We start from the raw sequence: 17,420 nt of genomic DNA on the forward strand, positions 1-17,420 counted from the left end.
TATTCTGCATAGCAGCGAGGTTAGGGGGGAATTGTTAAAATGACAACTAGTGAAGACCACATGCCAGACGTATCCGAAGAACACATTGAACGCCTTAAAGAAAATATGGAAAAGGTTGAGAAGTTATCGAAGCGCCTGATTGAGGTCATGGCTGTAAAACGGCCCCACACGCCCGCGCTGGACGGCCCGAATCAAGAACTTTTCGCACGAGCAGCAAGTGCCTATTGGGCCGAGGCTTGGCAAAATCCCGCCAAATTACTGGAACAGCAGATAGAATTCTGGGGCAAGTCAGTGTTGAACTTTGCCGAGGCGCAGAAAGCACTGACTGCGTCTGACGTGGAAAGCGAAGCACCCAAGCCAGAAGACAAGCGATTTTCGAACCCCCTTTGGGAGACCAATCCCTATTTCCGTCTGATCCGCCAGCAATACCAGACCAATGCGCAAGCAATCGCGCAGGCTGTTGCGTCCGTGGATGATCTGGATGCCAAAGACAAAAGGCGGCTGCAATATTTCTCGCAACAAATCGTCGACATGATGGCGCCGACAAATTTTCTGGCGACCAATCCGGATGCCTTGCAAAAAGCGGTCGAAACCGAGGGCCAGTCACTGATCAAGGGGTTGGAAAACCTTGTGTCAGATCTGGAGGCCAATAATGGAGAATTGGTCGTCAAACTGGCAGATGAAAGTGCCTTTGAGGTCGGCGGTAACCTGGCGACGACGCCGGGGGAGGTGGTTTATCGCAACCGGATGATGGAACTGATCCAGTACAAGCCAGCGACTGAAACGGTCTACGAGACTCCGATTGTTCTGTTTCCGCCCTGGATCAACAAGTTCTATATTCTGGACCTGAAAGCCCAGAACAGCATGATCAAATGGATCACCGAACAGGGGTATACCCTGTTTGTTGTAAGCTGGGTCAATCCGGACGAAAGCTATGCCGAAACAGGCATGGAAGACTACATTCAGGACGGTTTCCTGACCGCAATCGAGACAGCCAAGAAGATTTGCAAGGTCAAACAGGTCAACGCTGTGGGGTATTGCATCGCGGGCACCACCCTGAGCCTGACGCTGTCTCTGCTGAAACAGCGAGGAGACAAATCGGTCAAATCGGCGACCCTGTTCACCGCATTGACGGATTTTTCTGATCAGGGAGAGTTCACGCCCTTCCTTCAAAACGATTTTATCGACGGAATCGAAGAAGAAGTGAAAAAGGAAGGTGTTCTGCGGTCGTGGATCATGGCGCGCACAATGTCCTTCCTGAGATCACGTGACCTGATCTATGGCCCGGCCATTCGCAGCTATATGATGGGTGAAGTGCCCCCGGCCTTTGATTTGCTGTACTGGAACGGTGACGGAGCCAACCTGCCGGCGAAAATGGCGGTGGAGTACTTGCGTGGACTATGCCAGCGCAACGAATTTGCCACCGATGGCTTTGAGTTGCTGGGGCATAAGCTAAAGCTTGGTGACGTTGATGTGCCCCTTATGGCCATCACATGCGAAACCGATCACATCGCGGCGTGGAAAGATTGCTATCGCGGTGTGCAAAAGATGGGCTCGCGATCAAAAACTTTCGTGGTTTCCGAGTCGGGTCATATTGCGGGTATTGTGAACCCGCCCAGCAAGAAAAAGTACGGGCATTACACCAACCCGGATTTGAAACCAGACGCCGCCACCTGGTTGAAGGAAGCCGACTTTCATGAAGGGTCATGGTGGCCCATGTGGGATGCCTGGCTGAAAAAACGGTCGGGCAAGCAGGTACCGGCCCGCAAACCCGGCGATTCGAAGCACCCGAGCCTGGCTGCTGCACCCGGAACGTATGTAGTGGCAAAACCAAACGCCTGATTTCATTCTGAAACTTAAATTTTTCTGCAATGCAGCAAAAAAAACTTGCAATGCTGCGTTGCAGCAATCATATTGTCCTGAAGCTGATGAAACCCGGGGTGGGCCCGGACTGGCTAAAAGGATTATGACAATGGCTAAGACCCAAGACTTTACCGCGATCATGAAAGACATGATGGGTGCATTCCCTGTGGACACAACCGCAATGGAAGGCGCATTCAAATCGACCGCTTCGCTGAACGAAAAGCTGTCGGGCGTTGCTCTGGAAGCAGCTGAGAAATCGGCAGAGATCTCGAGCAAATGGACCAAAGACACGCTGGCCAAACTGACCGAGATGTCGAAAGCCAAGGCAGAGCCTGCCGACTACGCAAAAGCAGCAACCGATTTCGCAAGCGCGTCCGCTGAAGTTGCAGCCGAGAACATGGCCGCTTTCGCAGAAATCGCAAAAAAAGTTCAGACCGAAACCGTCGAACTGCTGATGGCTGCTGGTAAAGAAGCTGCGGAAGAAGCATCCGCTGCTGTTAAAAAAGCAACCAACGACGTGACCACAGCCGCTAAAAAAGCTGCTGCTGCGAAGTAAGAAAAGTCAGCGAAACGCACCCGACCCTCCCTATAGGTGCAATCGCGGTGGGCAGGTCCATTGACCTGCCCTTTCTTTTTGTGCTGCACTCGCATAACCTGTGCTGCAACGCATCATCCTTGGGGAGGGAACACGGTGTCGGACCAAGAAAAACCGCTGCTGATCAAGCGCTATGCCAGCCGTCGGCTGTATAACACCGAGACCAGCGATTACGTGACGCTCGAAGATATCGCGGGATTCATTCGTGACGGGCGCGAAGTACAGATCATCGACCTGAAATCCGGCGACGACCTGACACGGCAGTATCTGCTGCAAATCATTGCTGAACATGAAAGCCGCGGCGAGAATGTGCTGCCGGTCAATGTTCTGAATGATCTGGTGCGCAGCTACATGCTGCCGGGCGGGGGCATGATGCCGCAATTCCTGCAAAGCTCGTTCGATATGCTGCGCGAAAGCCAAAGCAAGATGATGGAAAACATGAACGCTATGAACCCGATGTCCCAGATGCCGGGTTTTGAAGCGTTGCAAGCACAGCAGCAGGCATTTCTGAAGGCTATGACAGGTGGGTTGTCTGGCAGATGGTCCTCGCCAGAGAAGGAAAGTGAAAAGTCAGAGCCGAAAGAGGATCTTGACGATATCAAGAAACAGTTGGCTGAACTTCAACAGAAGCTTTCGAAACTGAATTAAGGTGAGCCGGAGGAAAAGGCCCACCATTTAAGTGAGCCAGTTCTAGTCTCAGGTACCGTAGACCGGCATTGGGCCGGTCACTTCGCCAACGGCGGCCAGCAGAATATCTGCAATCACGTCCAGCTCTGCGCGCGTCAGGCGTACGGGCAGTCGGACGTCACACGCTTTCATCAGCATGTCACGTGTTTGCGGAAGCTCGAACGTTTCCGGTAGGAATTGCCAGTTCCAGAAGGCGCGCGCATTGTCCTGGCTCAGGCCAAAGACCTGAACTTTGACACCGCGTGCCTCGGATGCGGCGGCAAATGCGCGAATCTCGTGTTCCTGCAACCCAACCAGATTGAACTGAATCGAATCCGGCGCGCGCTGTTCGGGGAGCAAGGGCGCGGGCACGTTGATATGGGGTGAGGTATTCAAGCGTCCGGCAACATAGTCGTGGTTCGCCAGACCGTCGCGAACACGACGGGCCAGTTCCGGGATCTGCGGGCGGATAACAGCGGCGCTCAGGTTGTTCAAACGCAGGTTATAAAGCGGCAACTTGTTCTGCCAGCGAGCGAAGGCCTCTTCCAGCTCGGGCGAGTTGTCGCCGTGCGGTCCTTTGTGTTTCTTCCAGTTATGTTCGTACGCGCCCGACATGATGACGGCACGGGCCACCAGATCAGCATCGTTTGAGATCAGAATACCGCCTTCGCCCGCATTGATCATCTTATAGGACTGAAACGAGAAACAGCCGACCTTGCCGATGGTTCCGATATTTTTGCCATGCCAGGTCGTGCCCAGCGAATGCGCAGCGTCTTCGATAACCGGGATGTCACGCGCGTCGCACAGCGCCATGATCGCGTCCATATCAGATGTGTGGCCGCGCATGTGACTGATGATAACCGCTTGAACGCTGTCGAGCTTGGCCTCGAAATCGGCCATGTCGATGCGATAATTCTCACTCACTTCGCACAGAACCGGGATGCAGTCCGCGTGAATGACTGACGAGGGAACCGCGGCAAATGTGAAGCCGGGGATCAGGACGCGCGCATCGCGCGGCAAACCCAGTGCCTTGAGTGACAGAAACAGCGCAGCAGAACAGGATGAAACAGCGAGAGCGTATTTTGTGCCCAGAAGTTCGGCAAACTCGGCCTCTAGCAAAGACACCGGGGCATCTTGCGGGGCGGTATAACGAAACAAGTCGCCCGACTGCATCAGGGCGTCGATGGCTTCTTTTGCTGCTTCTGGGATGGGTTCGGCGTCATGAACGTTTGGTGGAAGCGTCATATTTGGATTTCCCGAATTCTATCTTTGGTAAAGATAAAGCTATTCAGGTGGCAATCCAAGCCCTCAATCGCCGCGCCAGCGGAAATTCACCAATTTGTCACAAGTAACGTGGATCAGATCCCAAGCCGGTCCCGCAAGGCGAACCATGTCATTGCTAGCACCAGCAGCGGGTTGCGCAGGGCGGATCCGCCGGGGAAGGGCAGGGTTGGCACGCGGGCCATTGTATCGAACCCTTCTGCCTGTCCCTGAATGGCCAGCGCCATCAGTTGCCCGGCATGGGTCGCCGTGCCTACACCATGACCGGAATAGCCGGAAGCAGACAGAATATTGGGTGCGATACGCACCAGATAAGGCATCCGCCGCATGGTAATGGCCAGCGTCCCACCCCAAGCGTAGTCGATTTTGACATCGCGCAGATGTGGGAAAATCTCGGTCATCGGCTTGCGGACCTTCGCAGCGACATCCGCAGGAAAACGATAGCCATAGCTTTCGCCGCCACCGAACAAAAGCCGGCCATCGGCGCTAAGGCGGAAATAGTTCACCACGAACTTGGTATCCGCGACCGCGACATCCTGCGTCAGGACCCGCGCAGCCTCGCTACCAAGGGGTTCGGTCGCTGCGATGAAGTTGTTGATGGGCATGACACGGGCCGCGACGGTCCGGTTGAGATTGCCAAGATAGCCATTGCAGGCCAGCACAACATGGTCGGCCCTAACGTTCCCCCTGGCGGTCCGGATCAGGGCAGGCCGGGTTTCATCAATACCGATGACTTCGGTGCCCTCAAAGATGCGAACACCCGCTTTGGCCGCAGCCTGCGCCAACCCCAGCGCAAAGTTCAATGGGTGCAGATGAGCGGCCCCCATGTCCAGATACCCACCCTTATAAGCGGGTGAGGGGCACAGTTTGTGGCCTTCGTCTTCATCCAGCAGCTTGATCTGGTCATAGTGATACCGGTCGGACAGATGGCCTGCATGGTCATGCAGCTCTTTTCGTTCCGAAGCTGACAGACCCAGAACCGCGACACCGGGTTGCAAGTCGCACGCGATCTGATGCTTGGCGATCAGTGATTTGACCAGATCCTTGGCGTCTTCGGCCAGGTCCCACAGCTTTGCGGCATCCGGGTCGCCAACAAGACGCTCAAGGTCTTCCTGATCCATCCGCTGCGCGCTGCCCAGCTGGCCACCATTGCGCCCTGAGGCACCAAATCCGACACGGTGGGCTTCAAGCAGAACGACATCGAACCCCGCCTCGGCCAGATGCAATGCTGCGGACAGGCCTGTGTAGCCGCCGCCCACAACGCAGACATCCGCCGTAATATCTTCGGCCAAAACAGGAAAGCGTTCCGTTGGGTTTGCCGTCGCGGCATACCAGCTGGCAGGGTATTCGCCCTTGCGGTCATTGGAATAGAGCAGGTTCACGAAAAGTCTCAGACGTTGATCAGCAGATGTTCCCGTTCCCACGGAGAGATGACCTGCAGAAATTCTTCATACTCGGCCCGTTTCACGATGCCATAGACACGGGCAAACTCGGGGCCAAGGATTTCGTGCAGGGCTGTGGCTTCGTCAAACAGATCCAACGCATCGCCCATGACCTGCGGGATATCCCCTTCGCCTTCATAGGCGTCACCATAGAATTGACGACGCGGACGCTCCTGTTCGACCAGACCCAGATAGCCGCACGCCAGCGACAGGGCGATGCCCAGATACGGATTGCAATCCATACCGGCGATGCGGTTTTCGACACGGCGCGATTCAGGTCCGGACAGAGGAACGCGAATGCCTGTAGTGCGGTTGTCGCGAGCCCATTCCAGATTAATCGGCGCCGCGTGGTCTTTCACGTAACGACGATACGAGTTCACATAAGGTGCCATCACGGCCAGACCGGCGGGCAGATGGTTCTGCAACCCGGCAATGAAGTGATAGAACGCGTCCGTTTCGCCGCCCTGCGGGCCCGAGAAGATGTTCTGGCCGGTCTCCATGTCGATAATCGAATGATGGATATGCATGGCCGAACCCGGCTCTTCCTCGATCGGTTTGGCCATGAAGGTTGCAAAACAATTATGCCGCAATGCCGCTTCGCGGATCAGGCGTTTGAAGTAGAAAACCTCATCAGCAAGTTTGACCGGGTTGCCGTGGCGCAGGTTGATCTCCAACTGGCCCGCACCGCCTTCCTGGGTGATGCCATCGATTTCGAACCCCTGATGTTCGGCAAAGTCATAGATATCGTCGATGACCGGGCCGAACTCGTCCACCGCAGTCATCGAATACGCCTGCCGCGCCGCAGCCGGGCGGCCAGAACGCCCCATCATCGGCTTGATTTCCTGTGCGGGATCGACGTTGGGGGCGACCAGAAAGAACTCCATCTCTGGCGCAACAACCGGTTTCCAGCCTCGGTTGTGATACAGCTGGACCACGCGTTTCAAAACGTTACGGGGGCTATAAGGGATCGGATCACCATCCCGGTCATAGGCGTCGTGGATCACCTGCAGCGTCCAGTCCCCGGTCCAGGGCGCGGCTGAAGCCGTCGAATAGTCGGGCTTCAGGATCATGTCCTTTTCGATGAACCCGTCGTCACCCGCGGCTTCACCCCAGTCCCCCGTGATGGTCTGGAAGAAGATGCTGTCGGGCAAGTGAAAGTAGGATTGCTTGGCAAATTTCGTGGCAGGCACGGCCTTGCCGCGCGCAATTCCGGGAAGGTCCGAGATGATACATTCGACCTCGTCCAGCCGCTGTCCGTGGAAATAGGCTTTGGCGGCTTCCGGCAGTTTATCAGTCCAATCAGCCATCAGGCTCTCTCTTTCTTTAAAAACTCGGCCATATGGCGCGCGATTGTGGCGTTGTCATCCGGAGCGGTTTCGCGATTTGCGGCCTCGCGCATCAGGTCTTCGGGAACGATGCCTTTTCCCCGTGTGCGCATCAGGCCCGCGACAAACCCATTGGTGAATTCAGGGTGGGCCTGAACTGTCCAGATCGTGTCTCCATAAGCCAGCATAGCGTTTTCGCAAAATGCGTTCTGACCCAGAACGCGCGCCCCTTCGGGTAGCTCGACGACCTGATCCTGATGCCAGGCATTCAGCCAGACTGTGTTGCCGTCAAACTCGTATTCAGTGCGTCCGACAGCCCATCCGCCCTTGAATTTCTCGACCTTGCCGCCCAGTGCCTGCGCGATGATCTGATGTCCAAAGCATACGCCGATCAGTGGCTTTCCGCTTTGCTGTATCTCTCTGACCAAGTCTTCCAGTGGGGCGATCCATGGCAAGTCTTCGTACGCGCCGTGGCGCGAACCGGTAATGACCCAGCCATCTGCGTCATCCGCGCTGCCTGGGAATATGCCGTCGACCACGGCGAAGGTCTGGAACTCGAATCCGTTGCCACCGAGAAGAGCAGGAAACAGCTCATCATAGTCGCCGAATTCGCCATGCAACGCATCTGGTGTGTGGCCGGTTTGTAATATGCCGATTTTCATGTGTCACCAAATTTGATCAAATTCACTCTAGCTGAGTCCGAATGAGGCGGCAAGGGGGGTCAAACCGCCTCGAGATAGCTCAGCCAGTGATCTTCAGGAGTGATACGCTCAAATCGTTCAACTTCCTGTCGCTTAGTCATGGTCAGGTACTGGATCAGGTCAGCCGAGAAAAGTCGGGCGACCAGGGGGTCGGTTTCAAACCTGTCAATTGCAGTTGCCCAGTCCGGCATCAGTTGGGGCAGGTCTTCAATATCGTAAGCATTGCCTGTGATCGGGGCAGGGGGGTGCAGGCCGTCTTCGATCCCGACAAGGGCTGCGCCCAATACCGCCGTCAGCATCAGGTAAGGGTTGATGTCACCACCCGCGACGCGGTGTTCGATGCGCCGCGCTGCCGGTGCTCCACCCGGGATGCGAATTGCGGCTGTTCTGTTCTCATAGGCCCAGCAGGCCCCGGTCGGCGCATGCGCACCCGGTACAAGCCGGGTGTATGAATTGCCATGCGGAGCAAAAATCAAGGTGCTGCCTGGCATGGCCGCCACACAACCCGCGACAGCGGAATGCAGAATGCTGGTCCCTTCAGGCCCGCCATTGTCGAACACATTGCGCCCGCGTTGGTCCAGCACTGAGAAGTGCACATGCATCCCATTGCCCGCATCATCGGCATAGGGTTTTGACATGAATGTTGCGGCAAACCCGTGTTTGCGCGCCAGGCCGCGCGTCAACGCCTTGAAAAGCCACGTATCGTCGGCGCAGCGCATGGCATCCTGATGATTCAGGTTGATTTCGAACTGGCCAACGCCACTTTCCGAGATGGCGGTTTGCGCGGGGATGTCCATGGCGGCGCAGCCATCGTAGAGGTCTGTAAAGAAATCCTCGAACGCGTCCATTTCAGCGACCGACAGAACGGATTCGTGCAGCAGGCGGCGCCCGGTGATCGGGTTCAACGGAGGTTGCGGTTGCGCGCCCGAGGCATCGATGAGTGTGAATTCCAGTTCGGTCGCCGCGACGACCGACCAACCGCGTTTGGCATATCGGTCAAGAATGGCAGACAGAGCGTGACGCGGATCACCCGCAAACGGAGTGCCTGCATCGTCATACAAGCTCATCGGAACCAGCGCCGTTTCTTTCGGAAGCCAGGGGACAGGCACCGGGCCTCGGTCGGTTGGTCGCAGCACGCCATCAGCATCGCCGGTTTCAAACACCAGCGGGCTGCCGTGGATGTCCGCGCCCCAGAGATCGACATTGAGCGCCGAGAACGGCATTCGCACTGCGCCTTTCTCCAGCTTGCTCGCATATTCAGGGGGCACGCGCTTGCCCCGCATCTGACCGTTCAGGTCACAGGCAGTCACACGAAAACTGTGCAGGGCGCTCAGGTCCATTTGGGGCTCCGTCAATTCTGTTTCCCCGTGATGTACTTCAATGGATCGGATTTGTCACCAAATTTGATCAAATTTTGATTTTTGGGTCAGATGTGGCTGCTCGACATAGTTTTTGGTTGAGTGCAAAAGTGGTCCTGCCGACAAAGCTCGCGTCTCGCATTTCCAGCAGTGAAAACACCATGGGAGTATCTGTTAATCCATTGAACATATTCCACAATGGTGTTGTCTGCGGCAAGTCAGAGAGTGGTTAGATTTTCCCAGTGTTGAAAGCGCGGCGATCGGATTTGATGCGACGCCTGAACCCGCAAAGCAGCTTCTTTTGGCGACTCCTCAAAAATTGGCTTATTTCGACGATTTTTCTATGATAGCTGCGGGTTTCGTACTCTTGAGGATGGTTGAGTTGACTGCACGTGGAAGAGATAACATTCAACACCATGCCACGCTGAGCATTGCGCCGATGATGGACTGGACCGACCGCCACTGTCGGTATTTTCATCGACTGCTTAGCTCGGAAACCCTGCTGTATACCGAGATGGTAACCGCACCGGCGCTTGTTCGGGGTGGGGCGCTGCATCTGTTGGACCATTCACCGCAGGAACATCCCGTGGCTTTGCAGTTGGGTGGGTCCGATCCGGAGGAGCTGGCGCAAGCGGCGCGTTTGGGTGCTGATGCAGGATATGATGAGATCAATCTGAACTGTGGATGCCCGTCGGACAGGGTGCAGTCTGGTACTTTCGGGGCGGTTCTGATGAAAGATCCGGCGCGGGTTGCAGAATGCGTCGCAGCAATGCGCGACGCGGTAAATGTGGATGTCACGGTCAAATGCCGCATCGGCTTGGATAATCAAGAGCCAGAAAAAGTTCTGCCTGCGTTTCTTGAGCAGATCAGCGCGGCAGGTTGTCAAAGAGTAACGATCCATGCGCGCAAGGCGTGGTTGCAGGGGTTGAGCCCCAAGGAAAACCGCGATGTTCCACCGCTTGATTATGACCTTGTGCATCGGATGAAAGCCGCGTTTGCGGATCTGCATATATCGATCAATGGCGGTATCGCCAGCTTGGACGAAGCAGCCGCACATCTGGACGCGGGTCTTGACGGTGTCATGATCGGTCGGGCGGCCTATCATCAACCCGGTGATATCCTGGCAGATGCTGACCGGCGCGTATTTGGCGTTGGAACCGTTCGCGATCCGATGACGATTGTTCAAGAAATGGTGCCCTATGTTGAGGGGCACCTTGCCAATGGCGGGCGTTTGCACCAGATCACGCGGCATATGCTGGGTCTCTTTGCAGGGCGTCCCGGTGCGCGGGCATGGCGGCGCGCCTTGTCCGAAGGGGCCGTGCATGAAGCGGCCGGGCCAGAAGTCATGCTACAGGCCCTGAACCACATAGCGCCGATGGTCGAGGTTTAAACGGCAAAAGGGGGGACGATGCCCGAGACAATGTTGCTGGCCCAGATGATGGGCCTTTTGCTTGTGATCGGCGCGCTGGCCGGTGTGCTCGCCGGGCTGTTGGGAGTGGGCGGCGGTATCGTTCTGGTCCCCGCGTTCTTCTATGCGTTTCAAACGCTTGGCTATGGTGGTCCGCAATTGATGCAGCTCTGTCTGGCGACGTCGCTGGCCACGATCATTGTAACGTCGATGCGGTCAGTTCTTGCTCACAACAAGAAGGGTGCGGTGGATTGGGATATCCTGCGCGGTTGGGGGCCGGGTATTGTCGTCGGCGCAATTGTCGGAGTGCTGGTCGCATCGGCCCTGCGGACCGAGGCTTTGCAGGCACTGTTCGGAATTCTGGGCATGGTGATCGGTGCCTATCTTGGGTTGGGTCGCACAGAATGGCGGTTGGGCGACGCAATGCCCGGCGGTATCAAACGGGCCGTCCTTTCCCCTTTGGTCGGGTTTCTTTCCGTTCTGATGGGCATCGGCGGCGGCAGTTTCGGTGTGCCGCTGATGAGCCTCTATAACACCCCTATCCACCGCGCGGTCGCGACAGCTGCCGGGTTTGGGGTGATCATCGCCGTGCCCTCGGTCATTGGGTTCTTGTTTGTGGATATCACGCCCGAGCATCGCCCCCCGTTGACCATTGGCGCGGTTAATCTTGTGGCCTTCGGGATCGTTGTCGCAATGACAATGATCACCGCGCCCTGGGGGGTAAAGCTGGCCCATGCAATGGACCCAAAACCGTTGAAACGTGTCTTCGCCGTGTTCCTGACGCTGGTCGCGCTGAACATGCTGCGCAAGGCCGTGGGCTTATGAGCGATTTTTCGGCCCGGGGCTGGGTGAAATTCCCGTATGATCCGGTGCTGGCCGAATGGATGAACCACGCTTTGCCTGCCGCACGGGCGTCTACAAAGGATCCGGCCCATGCGGAATGGTTGGATTGTGAAGGGACGTGGTTCATCGGTGTCGACGCACTGCCCAATGACACGAAGGGCAGGGTCGGGCAGTCCGGGCCGTTGAACGGCAAGGCCATGGCATTCATCGACGAACACTTTGGAGATTTACCGCTGCACAAGGGGCAGGTTTCTGTTGTTTATCCGGGTTATCCGCGCCCGCGCCGGGGTGAGAATGAAGCGGCCACCCGCTACCGTCGAAACAGGGATGCGGCCCATGTGGACGGTTTGCGCCCAACAGGGCCGGATCGCCGCCGCCGGGTTGACGAACCTCATGCCTGGATTCTGGGCATTCCACTGACCGAGGCCAGCGCAGACGCGTCTCCGATGGTGGTGTGGGACGGCAGTCATGACATTCTACGGGCCGCGTTCAGGCAGGCGCTTGAAGGGATGCCGCCTGAGGTCCTGCACGACGTTGACATAACGGATATCTACCAATCCGCCCGTCGCGAGGTGTTTGCGACCTGCCCAAGGATCGAGGTGCCTGCAAAGCCGGGAGAGGCCTATCTGCTGCACCGCCATTGCCTGCACGGGGTTGCACCTTGGGCCGCAGGGGCGACGGCGGGGCAGGATGGTCGAATGATCGCCTATTTCCGCCCCGAATGCTCCGGTGGAGTAGCAGAATGGATCGAATCCGCCTAACGTCCTGTCATTATTTGGCTTTGGAGGTTTTGACCGATGATGACGGTTCATACGAATTCTGACGGTGCACTCATAGAAGTTGAGTTGTCGGGGCAAGTGACCAGCGCCGATTACGCCAATACTCTGGTTCCCGCGATCGAGGCTGCGCTAACCGAACATGACACGGTTCGGCTACTGGCGATAATACAACCTGAATTCCAGGGGTACGATCTGGGCGCGGCCTGGTCCGACACCAAGCTGGGGTTAAGCCATTGGCGAGGTTTCGACCGGATCGCAGTTGTTGCTGACCAGAGCTGGGTGCAGACAAGCGTTCGTCTGGCGGCCCCCATCCTGCCCTGTCCGGTTCAGGTGTTTGATCTGGTCGAGCTTGAGGCGGCCCGACGCTGGATGCGTGAGTCCCTGGGATCGATCCACGTGACTGACCTGAGCGGCCCATGTGTTCAGATCAGCCTATTGGGCAAGCTGGACCCTGAATGGTACAAACAGGCAGAACGTGATCTGGATGCCTTGTTACAGGACCGGCCAGGGTTTCGCCTGCTGATAGACCTCAGGGAGTTTGACGGCTGGCAAGGGCTGTCAGCGCTTGCGGCGCATTTTCGGTTGGCCAGCCGGCACATCGGACAACTGGACCGAGCTGCCATCGTTGGGGACAAAAGCTGGCAGCGTATGGCGCAGAAGGTCGCGAGCCACGTGTTAGGGACCAGGACTCAGTTTTTCCCGTCTGAAGAATACGACAACGCTAGGGCATGGCTTGCCGCCGGATAAAACCCTCGACTGTGAAACGCCTGAGCAGGCATCACCCAATCGGTCAAGGTCCGTGACGCAGTCACTGATCCGGTTGTGCGATGTCAGGCATGATTCGGCTACTGACGGCGGATTTTCACAGCTTCAGCCCCAACTTTCCCAGTCTTGGCAAAGTCGGATCGAAAAGTGACGTAAGGAAATTATGTGCTTTTGTGAGTTTTTCTTGATTGAGGCGTCAAAAACGATCAAAGGCCGCGTGTTTTCCCCCTACTTGTGACGGGAAATACCTTTAGCCACACCCTGTCGCTGCGGGTTACCACTCACGTTGAACCACAATGTTCAAGAGCTAGACCCCCACGGAGCTCGAACTCGACCCGCAGTGGCACGGTTACTGGAAACGGGACGTCCGCAATGCCACTAAAGACTTTGATCGGAAGACTCACTAATACCAAAAAGACCAAACGTGCGGCTGACGTGCTGCAATCGGAATGCGTGGGCAATGATGATCGGCGGTCCAAAACCAGCCAATCCGAGATTGCGTTTCTGTTTCAGAAAGAATTACGGGGCACCGCGCCGAACGCGCCTATCCCGAAAAGCGCTGCACAGCCGGCAGAAATGTCATCAAAACGTCTAGGCTGATCGGTCAGGAGCCATTCATGCGAGCGGCACGCCCGCCGCGCCGCTTGCTGAGCCGCGGTTTACGAGACGGCAGGTCGTTCATGATTTCAGCGCGTTCGCTGCTGTCCATCCTGGACCAGCGAGAGATCTCGTCAATCGTGCGGTAACATCCGGTGCAGATACGCTCGGCTGGATGGACAACACAAATCTGGACACAAGGGCTTTCGACCTCATTGCGCTTCCAAACCATGTTCGTCATCGATCGGTCTCCGACCTGTTACAAAAAGCGCAGCCTGTCCAGCGCTCCCTGCAAGATATAACCTGCTGCAACGTGATCAATAACCTGTCCGCGACGTTTTCGTGACGTATCCGCCTCAAGCAGTGCTTTTTCTGCCGCAACCGTACTCAGCCGTTCATCCCAGAATCCGATAGGTAATTCCGTCAGACGGGACAGGTTTCGCGCAAATGCCCGCGTAGATTGGCAGCGCGGCCCCTCTGTGCCGTCCATGTTTTTGGGAAGACCCAACAGAATGCCGCCAATCTCGCGATCCGTAGCAATTTCAATCAACCGGGCGGAATCGAGTGTGAATTTCTTGCGCCTTACAGTCTCCAACGGGCTGGCCACGCCCCGCATCCGGTCGGAGACTGCGACACCGATGGTCTTTTCGCCCAGATCCAGCCCAATCAGCGCTTGCATCGGGGGCAGCGCCTTGGCGAAGTCTTCGAACACGTCGTGGATCATTTCGCAATCCCGGCTTGCAGGGCTGCGGCATCAATGATCTGCAACGCCTCGGTGTTTCCGGCAAACACCTCCAGCGCCTCATTGTGGATATCCATGGCCCGTTGGCCCTGACCCAGAACACCCAGTGCGGCGATCAAACGAGCCCATTCCTCGGGCGCGCCGCCTTCTGTCGCCAGGCGGTCGGACAACTGATCCACCATTCCCTGAATCATCTGCTGCCGTTCCTCGGGGCTCATTTCCGCTGCTGCGGCCATGTCTTCGCGACTTGGGCCGGACGGAGCGCTCAGGTCCGGTGCGTTGAAAACCCCTGCCCGAAAGGCCAACTCATCTATCTGATCCCGGATCGCGCCTGCCCATGGTGCGCCTGTTGGGGCTTCCCTCAGCGTTTCAACCCAAATGCGGTAGGCAAGGTCTGGTCGACCTGTCTGAACCAGCATTTGCCCCCAGTAATACCGGGTCGGACCGTGATGAGGATCGCGTTTCAAAGCTTCGGCAAGGGCCTGTTCAGCTTCGGGCGACACATATCCACCCGCAGCCAGGATCATCATCTCGGCAAAATCCGCGTAATGCTCGGCTGTGGCTGCGTCGCCTGACAGTTCGATCACCCTTTGTTGCGCGGTATATCCGTCCTTGAAGTTCCCTGAATTGGTCTCATGCTGCGCCAAAAGCATCTGCCCCTGCAAATCATCTGGGCGGGCCGCAACGGTCTCTCGCAACTGCTTGAGAAGGGACGCGTAATTTTCGTCAAGCTGCGCCGCTTGAGGTGGGGTTGCCAGTTCTTCTGCGGCGCTTTGGGACGGACGATTGGCGCGCACCTCCTCGGCCAGTTCCAGTCGCGCGGTCAGGGGCATGTCGGGCAACCCGACGGCGCCAATACGATGATACATCGCCATCGCGCCCCCGATGATGATCAGCATGACAACCGGGATTGTCACAATCGAGACGGTCCGAGATGGCCCGGCACCCGAGCCACCCATTTTCATCTGTTCGTCAGCGGCAAGAATTCGTCGGGAGATTTCGGTGCGGACCCGTTCCGCATCTGCCTCACCAATCACCCCGCGCGCCAGATCCCGGTCCACACCGGTCAGCTGTTCGCGATACACCCGCAGATCGTACGCCGCCGCAGGTTCATCCCCGCGGCGTTTGCGCAGCAATGTGAAGCTCAGAAATGCCGCAATCAGAAGCGCGACAAGAAAAATCAGAACCCAGAACGTCATGGCCCCTCCGAAGATACTGCCCTGACTTAGACCTGTGGGGCGTCCGACAAAAGGGACAAATGGCCGCGAATGAACGACATGTCGCAATAGTGCGATATTGCGGCGTTGCGCGGCGCGGTTAAACTGTCGCCGCGCGGCATATCTGCGCGCAATCACCGAACCGGATGGATTCGCTTATGAAACACTACTCAGCCTTTGCTGTCGCGCGGGAGGCCCTGCGCTATCACACCGGATGGGAACGCGCCTGGCGTTCGCCCGAGCCCAAGAAACGTTATGACGTCATCATCATCGGTGCTGGCGGGCATGGTCTTGCGACCGCGTATTACCTTGGCAAGAACTACGGCATTCAGAATGTCGCGGTGATCGACAAAGGCTGGCTGGGTGGTGGTAACACGGGTCGAAACACAACGATCATCCGTTCGAACTACCTGCAGGATCCTTCGGCGGCGATCTACGAGAAAGCACGTGGCCTTTATGAGGATCTGAGCCAGGATCTGAACTACAACATCATGTTCAGCCCGCGTGGTGTGATCATGCTGGCGCAGACCCAGCATGAGATTCGCGGCTATCAGCGCACGGCCCATGCAAACGCCCTTCAAGGTGTGAAGACCGAATGGATCGGGCCCGAACGCGTCAAGCAACTTGTGCCTATCATCAATCTGGACGGTCCCCGCTATCCGGTTCTGGGCGGGCTCTGGCAGGAACGCGGGGGCACTGCGCGTCACGATGCCGTGGCGTGGGGCTATGCGCGCGCCTGTTCGGCGATGGGTATGGATATCATCCAACAATGCGAGGTCACCGGCGTACGCTCGGAAAACGGTCGTGTCGTCGGCGTAGACACCACCAAGGGTGCCATCGATTGTGACAAGCTGGGTATCGTCGTTGCGGGCCACTCCGGTCAACTGGCCGAGATGGCGGGCTTCCGTCTTCCGCTGGAAGCCGTCGCATTGCAGGCACTGGTATCCGAACCCATCAAACCCTGCATGGACGTGGTCGTGATGGCCAACACCGTTCACGGCTACATGTCGCAGTCTGACAAGGGCGAGATGGTGATCGGTGGTGGTACCGACGGGTTCAACAACTTCACCCAACGTGGCAGCTTCCATCATATCGAGGAAACCGTCCGCGCCTTGGTCGAAACCTTCCCGATGATCTCGCGCCTGAAGATGCTGCGCCAGTGGGGTGGGATTGTGGACATGACCGGTGACCGCTCGCCTATCCTGTCGAAAACTCCGCTGCAGGGCTGCTTTATCAATGGGGGCTGGGGCACCGGCGGCTTTAAGGCAATCCCGGGCTCGGGCTGGGGCATGGCGCAGCTGATGGCCACAGGTCATTCACCTTTGACCGAGGCCTTCTCGCTGGACCGCTTCAAGGAAGGCCGCTTCATCGACGAAAGCGTGGCCGCCGGGGTTGCCCACTGAAGGTGGGTCCGAGGTTGCCAAGAAACAGAATTCTGGTTGGCCGCGGCGCCAACCAACCGCCAAAAGGATGACAACATGCTGATCCTGAATTGCCCTTACTGCGGCGTTGACGCCGAAGAAACAGAACTGGCCGCCGGTGGCGAGGCGCATCTGAAGCGTTTTGGTCCCGGCTCGTCGGATGACGAGTTCCACGACTACCTGTTCATGCGCGAAAACCCCAAAGGCGTACACTTTGAACGCTGGCGCCATGCCAATGGCTGTGGCAAGTGGTTTCACGCGGCGCGCTGCACAAGCACGCTAGAAGTGTTCGGCACTTACACGGCTCAGACCTCCGAGCCGCCGCAGGACATCAAAGAGGCCATCGCCGCAAAGCGCCCTGGATGGACCTGGAGAGAATTCTCCTGATGCTTCATCTTTTCACAAATACTCCCGCCG

The 17,420-nt window shown here is 57.2% G+C and carries 17 protein-coding genes; 9 read left to right on the forward strand and 8 right to left on the reverse strand.

Going from position 1 to position 17,420, the window contains the following annotated elements; all coding sequences use genetic code 11:
* The first annotated feature begins 39 nt into the window (after positions 1-39).
* The 3 genes from AC2FLO_RS03135 (at position 40) to phaR (ending at position 3,106) form a co-directional block, all read left to right on the forward strand.
* A complete protein-coding gene (locus AC2FLO_RS03135) occupies positions 40-1,842 on the forward strand; it encodes a PHA/PHB synthase family protein (RefSeq protein WP_496751300.1) in 1,803 nt (600 codons plus the stop codon).
* Between the two features lie 130 nt (positions 1,843-1,972).
* Entirely contained in the window at positions 1,973-2,419 is a 447-nt protein-coding gene (locus AC2FLO_RS03140) for a phasin family protein (RefSeq protein ID WP_209503426.1), read from the forward strand.
* Positions 2,420-2,554: 135 nt separating this feature from the next.
* Positions 2,555-3,106, forward strand: coding sequence for a polyhydroxyalkanoate synthesis repressor PhaR (phaR, locus tag AC2FLO_RS03145; protein ID WP_267365377.1), 552 nt, complete (start codon positions 2,555-2,557; stop codon positions 3,104-3,106).
* 48 nt (positions 3,107-3,154) lie between these two features.
* Here phaR and AC2FLO_RS03150 read toward each other — a convergent pair whose 3' ends face one another.
* The 5 genes from AC2FLO_RS03150 to AC2FLO_RS03170 all read right to left on the reverse strand — a co-directional run bounded on the left by AC2FLO_RS03150 (position 3,155) and on the right by AC2FLO_RS03170 (position 9,213).
* A complete protein-coding gene (locus tag AC2FLO_RS03150) occupies positions 3,155-4,369 on the reverse strand; it encodes a DegT/DnrJ/EryC1/StrS family aminotransferase (protein WP_267365379.1) in 1,215 nt (404 codons plus the stop codon).
* A 113-nt stretch (positions 4,370-4,482) separates the two neighbouring features.
* Positions 4,483-5,787, reverse strand: coding sequence for an NAD(P)/FAD-dependent oxidoreductase (locus AC2FLO_RS03155; RefSeq protein WP_496751301.1), 1,305 nt, complete (start codon positions 5,785-5,787; stop codon positions 4,483-4,485).
* 8 nt (positions 5,788-5,795) lie between these two features.
* Positions 5,796-7,154, reverse strand: coding sequence for a glutamine synthetase family protein (locus AC2FLO_RS03160; protein WP_209596891.1), 1,359 nt, complete (start codon positions 7,152-7,154; stop codon positions 5,796-5,798).
* Positions 7,154-7,834 carry a type 1 glutamine amidotransferase gene (locus AC2FLO_RS03165; protein ID WP_496751302.1) on the reverse strand — a complete coding sequence of 227 codons (681 nt, stop codon included), beginning with the start codon at positions 7,832-7,834 and terminating at the stop codon, positions 7,154-7,156. Before AC2FLO_RS03165 ends, AC2FLO_RS03160 begins: the two co-directional genes overlap by 1 nt.
* A gap of 59 nt (positions 7,835-7,893) precedes the next feature.
* Entirely contained in the window at positions 7,894-9,213 is a 1,320-nt protein-coding gene (locus AC2FLO_RS03170) for a glutamine synthetase family protein (RefSeq protein WP_496751303.1), read from the reverse strand.
* Between the two features lie 400 nt (positions 9,214-9,613).
* Here AC2FLO_RS03170 and dusA point away from each other — a divergent pair, with 400 nt between their 5' ends.
* Genes dusA through AC2FLO_RS03190 form a run of 4 tightly spaced genes read left to right on the forward strand, consistent with a single transcriptional unit; the run spans position 9,614 to position 13,008 of the window.
* Complete coding sequence (dusA, locus tag AC2FLO_RS03175) at positions 9,614-10,621, forward strand: tRNA dihydrouridine(20/20a) synthase DusA (protein ID WP_496751304.1); 1,008 nt, start codon at positions 9,614-9,616, stop codon at positions 10,619-10,621.
* 18 nt (positions 10,622-10,639) lie between these two features.
* Positions 10,640-11,464 (forward strand): sulfite exporter TauE/SafE family protein, encoded by an 825-nt coding sequence (locus AC2FLO_RS03180; RefSeq protein WP_496751305.1) that lies wholly within the window; start codon positions 10,640-10,642, stop codon positions 11,462-11,464.
* Entirely contained in the window at positions 11,461-12,243 is a 783-nt protein-coding gene (locus AC2FLO_RS03185; protein ID WP_496751306.1) for a hypothetical protein, read from the forward strand. Before AC2FLO_RS03180 ends, AC2FLO_RS03185 begins: the two co-directional genes overlap by 4 nt.
* A gap of 36 nt (positions 12,244-12,279) precedes the next feature.
* A complete protein-coding gene (locus AC2FLO_RS03190; RefSeq protein ID WP_496806678.1) occupies positions 12,280-13,008 on the forward strand; it encodes a SpoIIAA family protein in 729 nt (242 codons plus the stop codon).
* A gap of 622 nt (positions 13,009-13,630) precedes the next feature.
* Here the strand turns inward: AC2FLO_RS03190 and AC2FLO_RS03195 are convergent.
* The 3 genes from AC2FLO_RS03195 to ccmI are packed head-to-tail and all read right to left on the reverse strand — an operon-like array spanning position 13,631 to position 15,564.
* Positions 13,631-13,864 (reverse strand): DUF1289 domain-containing protein, encoded by a 234-nt coding sequence (locus AC2FLO_RS03195; protein WP_209503450.1) that lies wholly within the window; start codon positions 13,862-13,864, stop codon positions 13,631-13,633.
* An 18-nt stretch (positions 13,865-13,882) separates the two neighbouring features.
* The gene (ruvX, locus tag AC2FLO_RS03200) at positions 13,883-14,347 is read right to left on the reverse strand and encodes a Holliday junction resolvase RuvX (protein WP_267365234.1); all 465 of its coding nucleotides are present in this window, start codon (positions 14,345-14,347) and stop codon (positions 13,883-13,885) included.
* A complete protein-coding gene (gene ccmI, locus AC2FLO_RS03205; protein ID WP_496751308.1) occupies positions 14,344-15,564 on the reverse strand; it encodes a c-type cytochrome biogenesis protein CcmI in 1,221 nt (406 codons plus the stop codon). Before ccmI ends, ruvX begins: the two co-directional genes overlap by 4 nt.
* Positions 15,565-15,740: 176 nt before the next feature.
* Between ccmI and AC2FLO_RS03210 the strand changes: the two genes are divergently transcribed.
* Together AC2FLO_RS03210 and AC2FLO_RS03215 are read left to right on the forward strand one after the other, a co-directional pair.
* Positions 15,741-16,985, forward strand: coding sequence for a sarcosine oxidase subunit beta family protein (locus AC2FLO_RS03210; RefSeq protein WP_496751309.1), 1,245 nt, complete (start codon positions 15,741-15,743; stop codon positions 16,983-16,985).
* A gap of 75 nt (positions 16,986-17,060) precedes the next feature.
* Positions 17,061-17,390, forward strand: coding sequence for a sarcosine oxidase subunit delta (locus AC2FLO_RS03215; protein WP_480473438.1), 330 nt, complete (start codon positions 17,061-17,063; stop codon positions 17,388-17,390).
* The last annotated feature ends 30 nt before the right edge of the window (positions 17,391-17,420 follow it).

The sequence above is a fragment of the Ruegeria sp. TASC047 genome (genome assembly GCF_059612445.1).

Excerpts from the sequence above, each read along its gene's own strand:
- AC2FLO_RS03135 (WP_496751300.1), top strand. The coding sequence starts at position 40 with ATGACAACTAGTGAAGACCACATGCCAGACGTATCCGAAGAACACATT.
- AC2FLO_RS03150 (WP_267365379.1), bottom strand. The coding sequence starts at position 4,369 with ATGACGCTTCCACCAAACGTTCATGACGCCGAACCCATCCCAGAAGCA.
- AC2FLO_RS03195 (WP_209503450.1), bottom strand. The coding sequence starts at position 13,864 with ATGACGAACATGGTTTGGAAGCGCAATGAGGTCGAAAGCCCTTGTGTC.
- AC2FLO_RS03165 (WP_496751302.1), bottom strand. The coding sequence starts at position 7,834 with ATGAAAATCGGCATATTACAAACCGGCCACACACCAGATGCGTTGCAT.
- AC2FLO_RS03215 (WP_480473438.1), top strand. The coding sequence starts at position 17,061 with ATGCTGATCCTGAATTGCCCTTACTGCGGCGTTGACGCCGAAGAAACA.
- AC2FLO_RS03140 (WP_209503426.1), top strand. The coding sequence starts at position 1,973 with ATGGCTAAGACCCAAGACTTTACCGCGATCATGAAAGACATGATGGGT.
- ccmI (WP_496751308.1), bottom strand. The coding sequence starts at position 15,564 with ATGACGTTCTGGGTTCTGATTTTTCTTGTCGCGCTTCTGATTGCGGCA.
- AC2FLO_RS03190 (WP_496806678.1), top strand. The coding sequence starts at position 12,280 with ATGATGACGGTTCATACGAATTCTGACGGTGCACTCATAGAAGTTGAG.
- AC2FLO_RS03210 (WP_496751309.1), top strand. The coding sequence starts at position 15,741 with ATGAAACACTACTCAGCCTTTGCTGTCGCGCGGGAGGCCCTGCGCTAT.
- ruvX (WP_267365234.1), bottom strand. The coding sequence starts at position 14,347 with ATGATCCACGACGTGTTCGAAGACTTCGCCAAGGCGCTGCCCCCGATG.
- AC2FLO_RS03180 (WP_496751305.1), top strand. The coding sequence starts at position 10,640 with ATGCCCGAGACAATGTTGCTGGCCCAGATGATGGGCCTTTTGCTTGTG.
- AC2FLO_RS03185 (WP_496751306.1), top strand. The coding sequence starts at position 11,461 with ATGAGCGATTTTTCGGCCCGGGGCTGGGTGAAATTCCCGTATGATCCG.
- AC2FLO_RS03160 (WP_209596891.1), bottom strand. The coding sequence starts at position 7,154 with ATGGCTGATTGGACTGATAAACTGCCGGAAGCCGCCAAAGCCTATTTC.
- AC2FLO_RS03170 (WP_496751303.1), bottom strand. The coding sequence starts at position 9,213 with ATGGACCTGAGCGCCCTGCACAGTTTTCGTGTGACTGCCTGTGACCTG.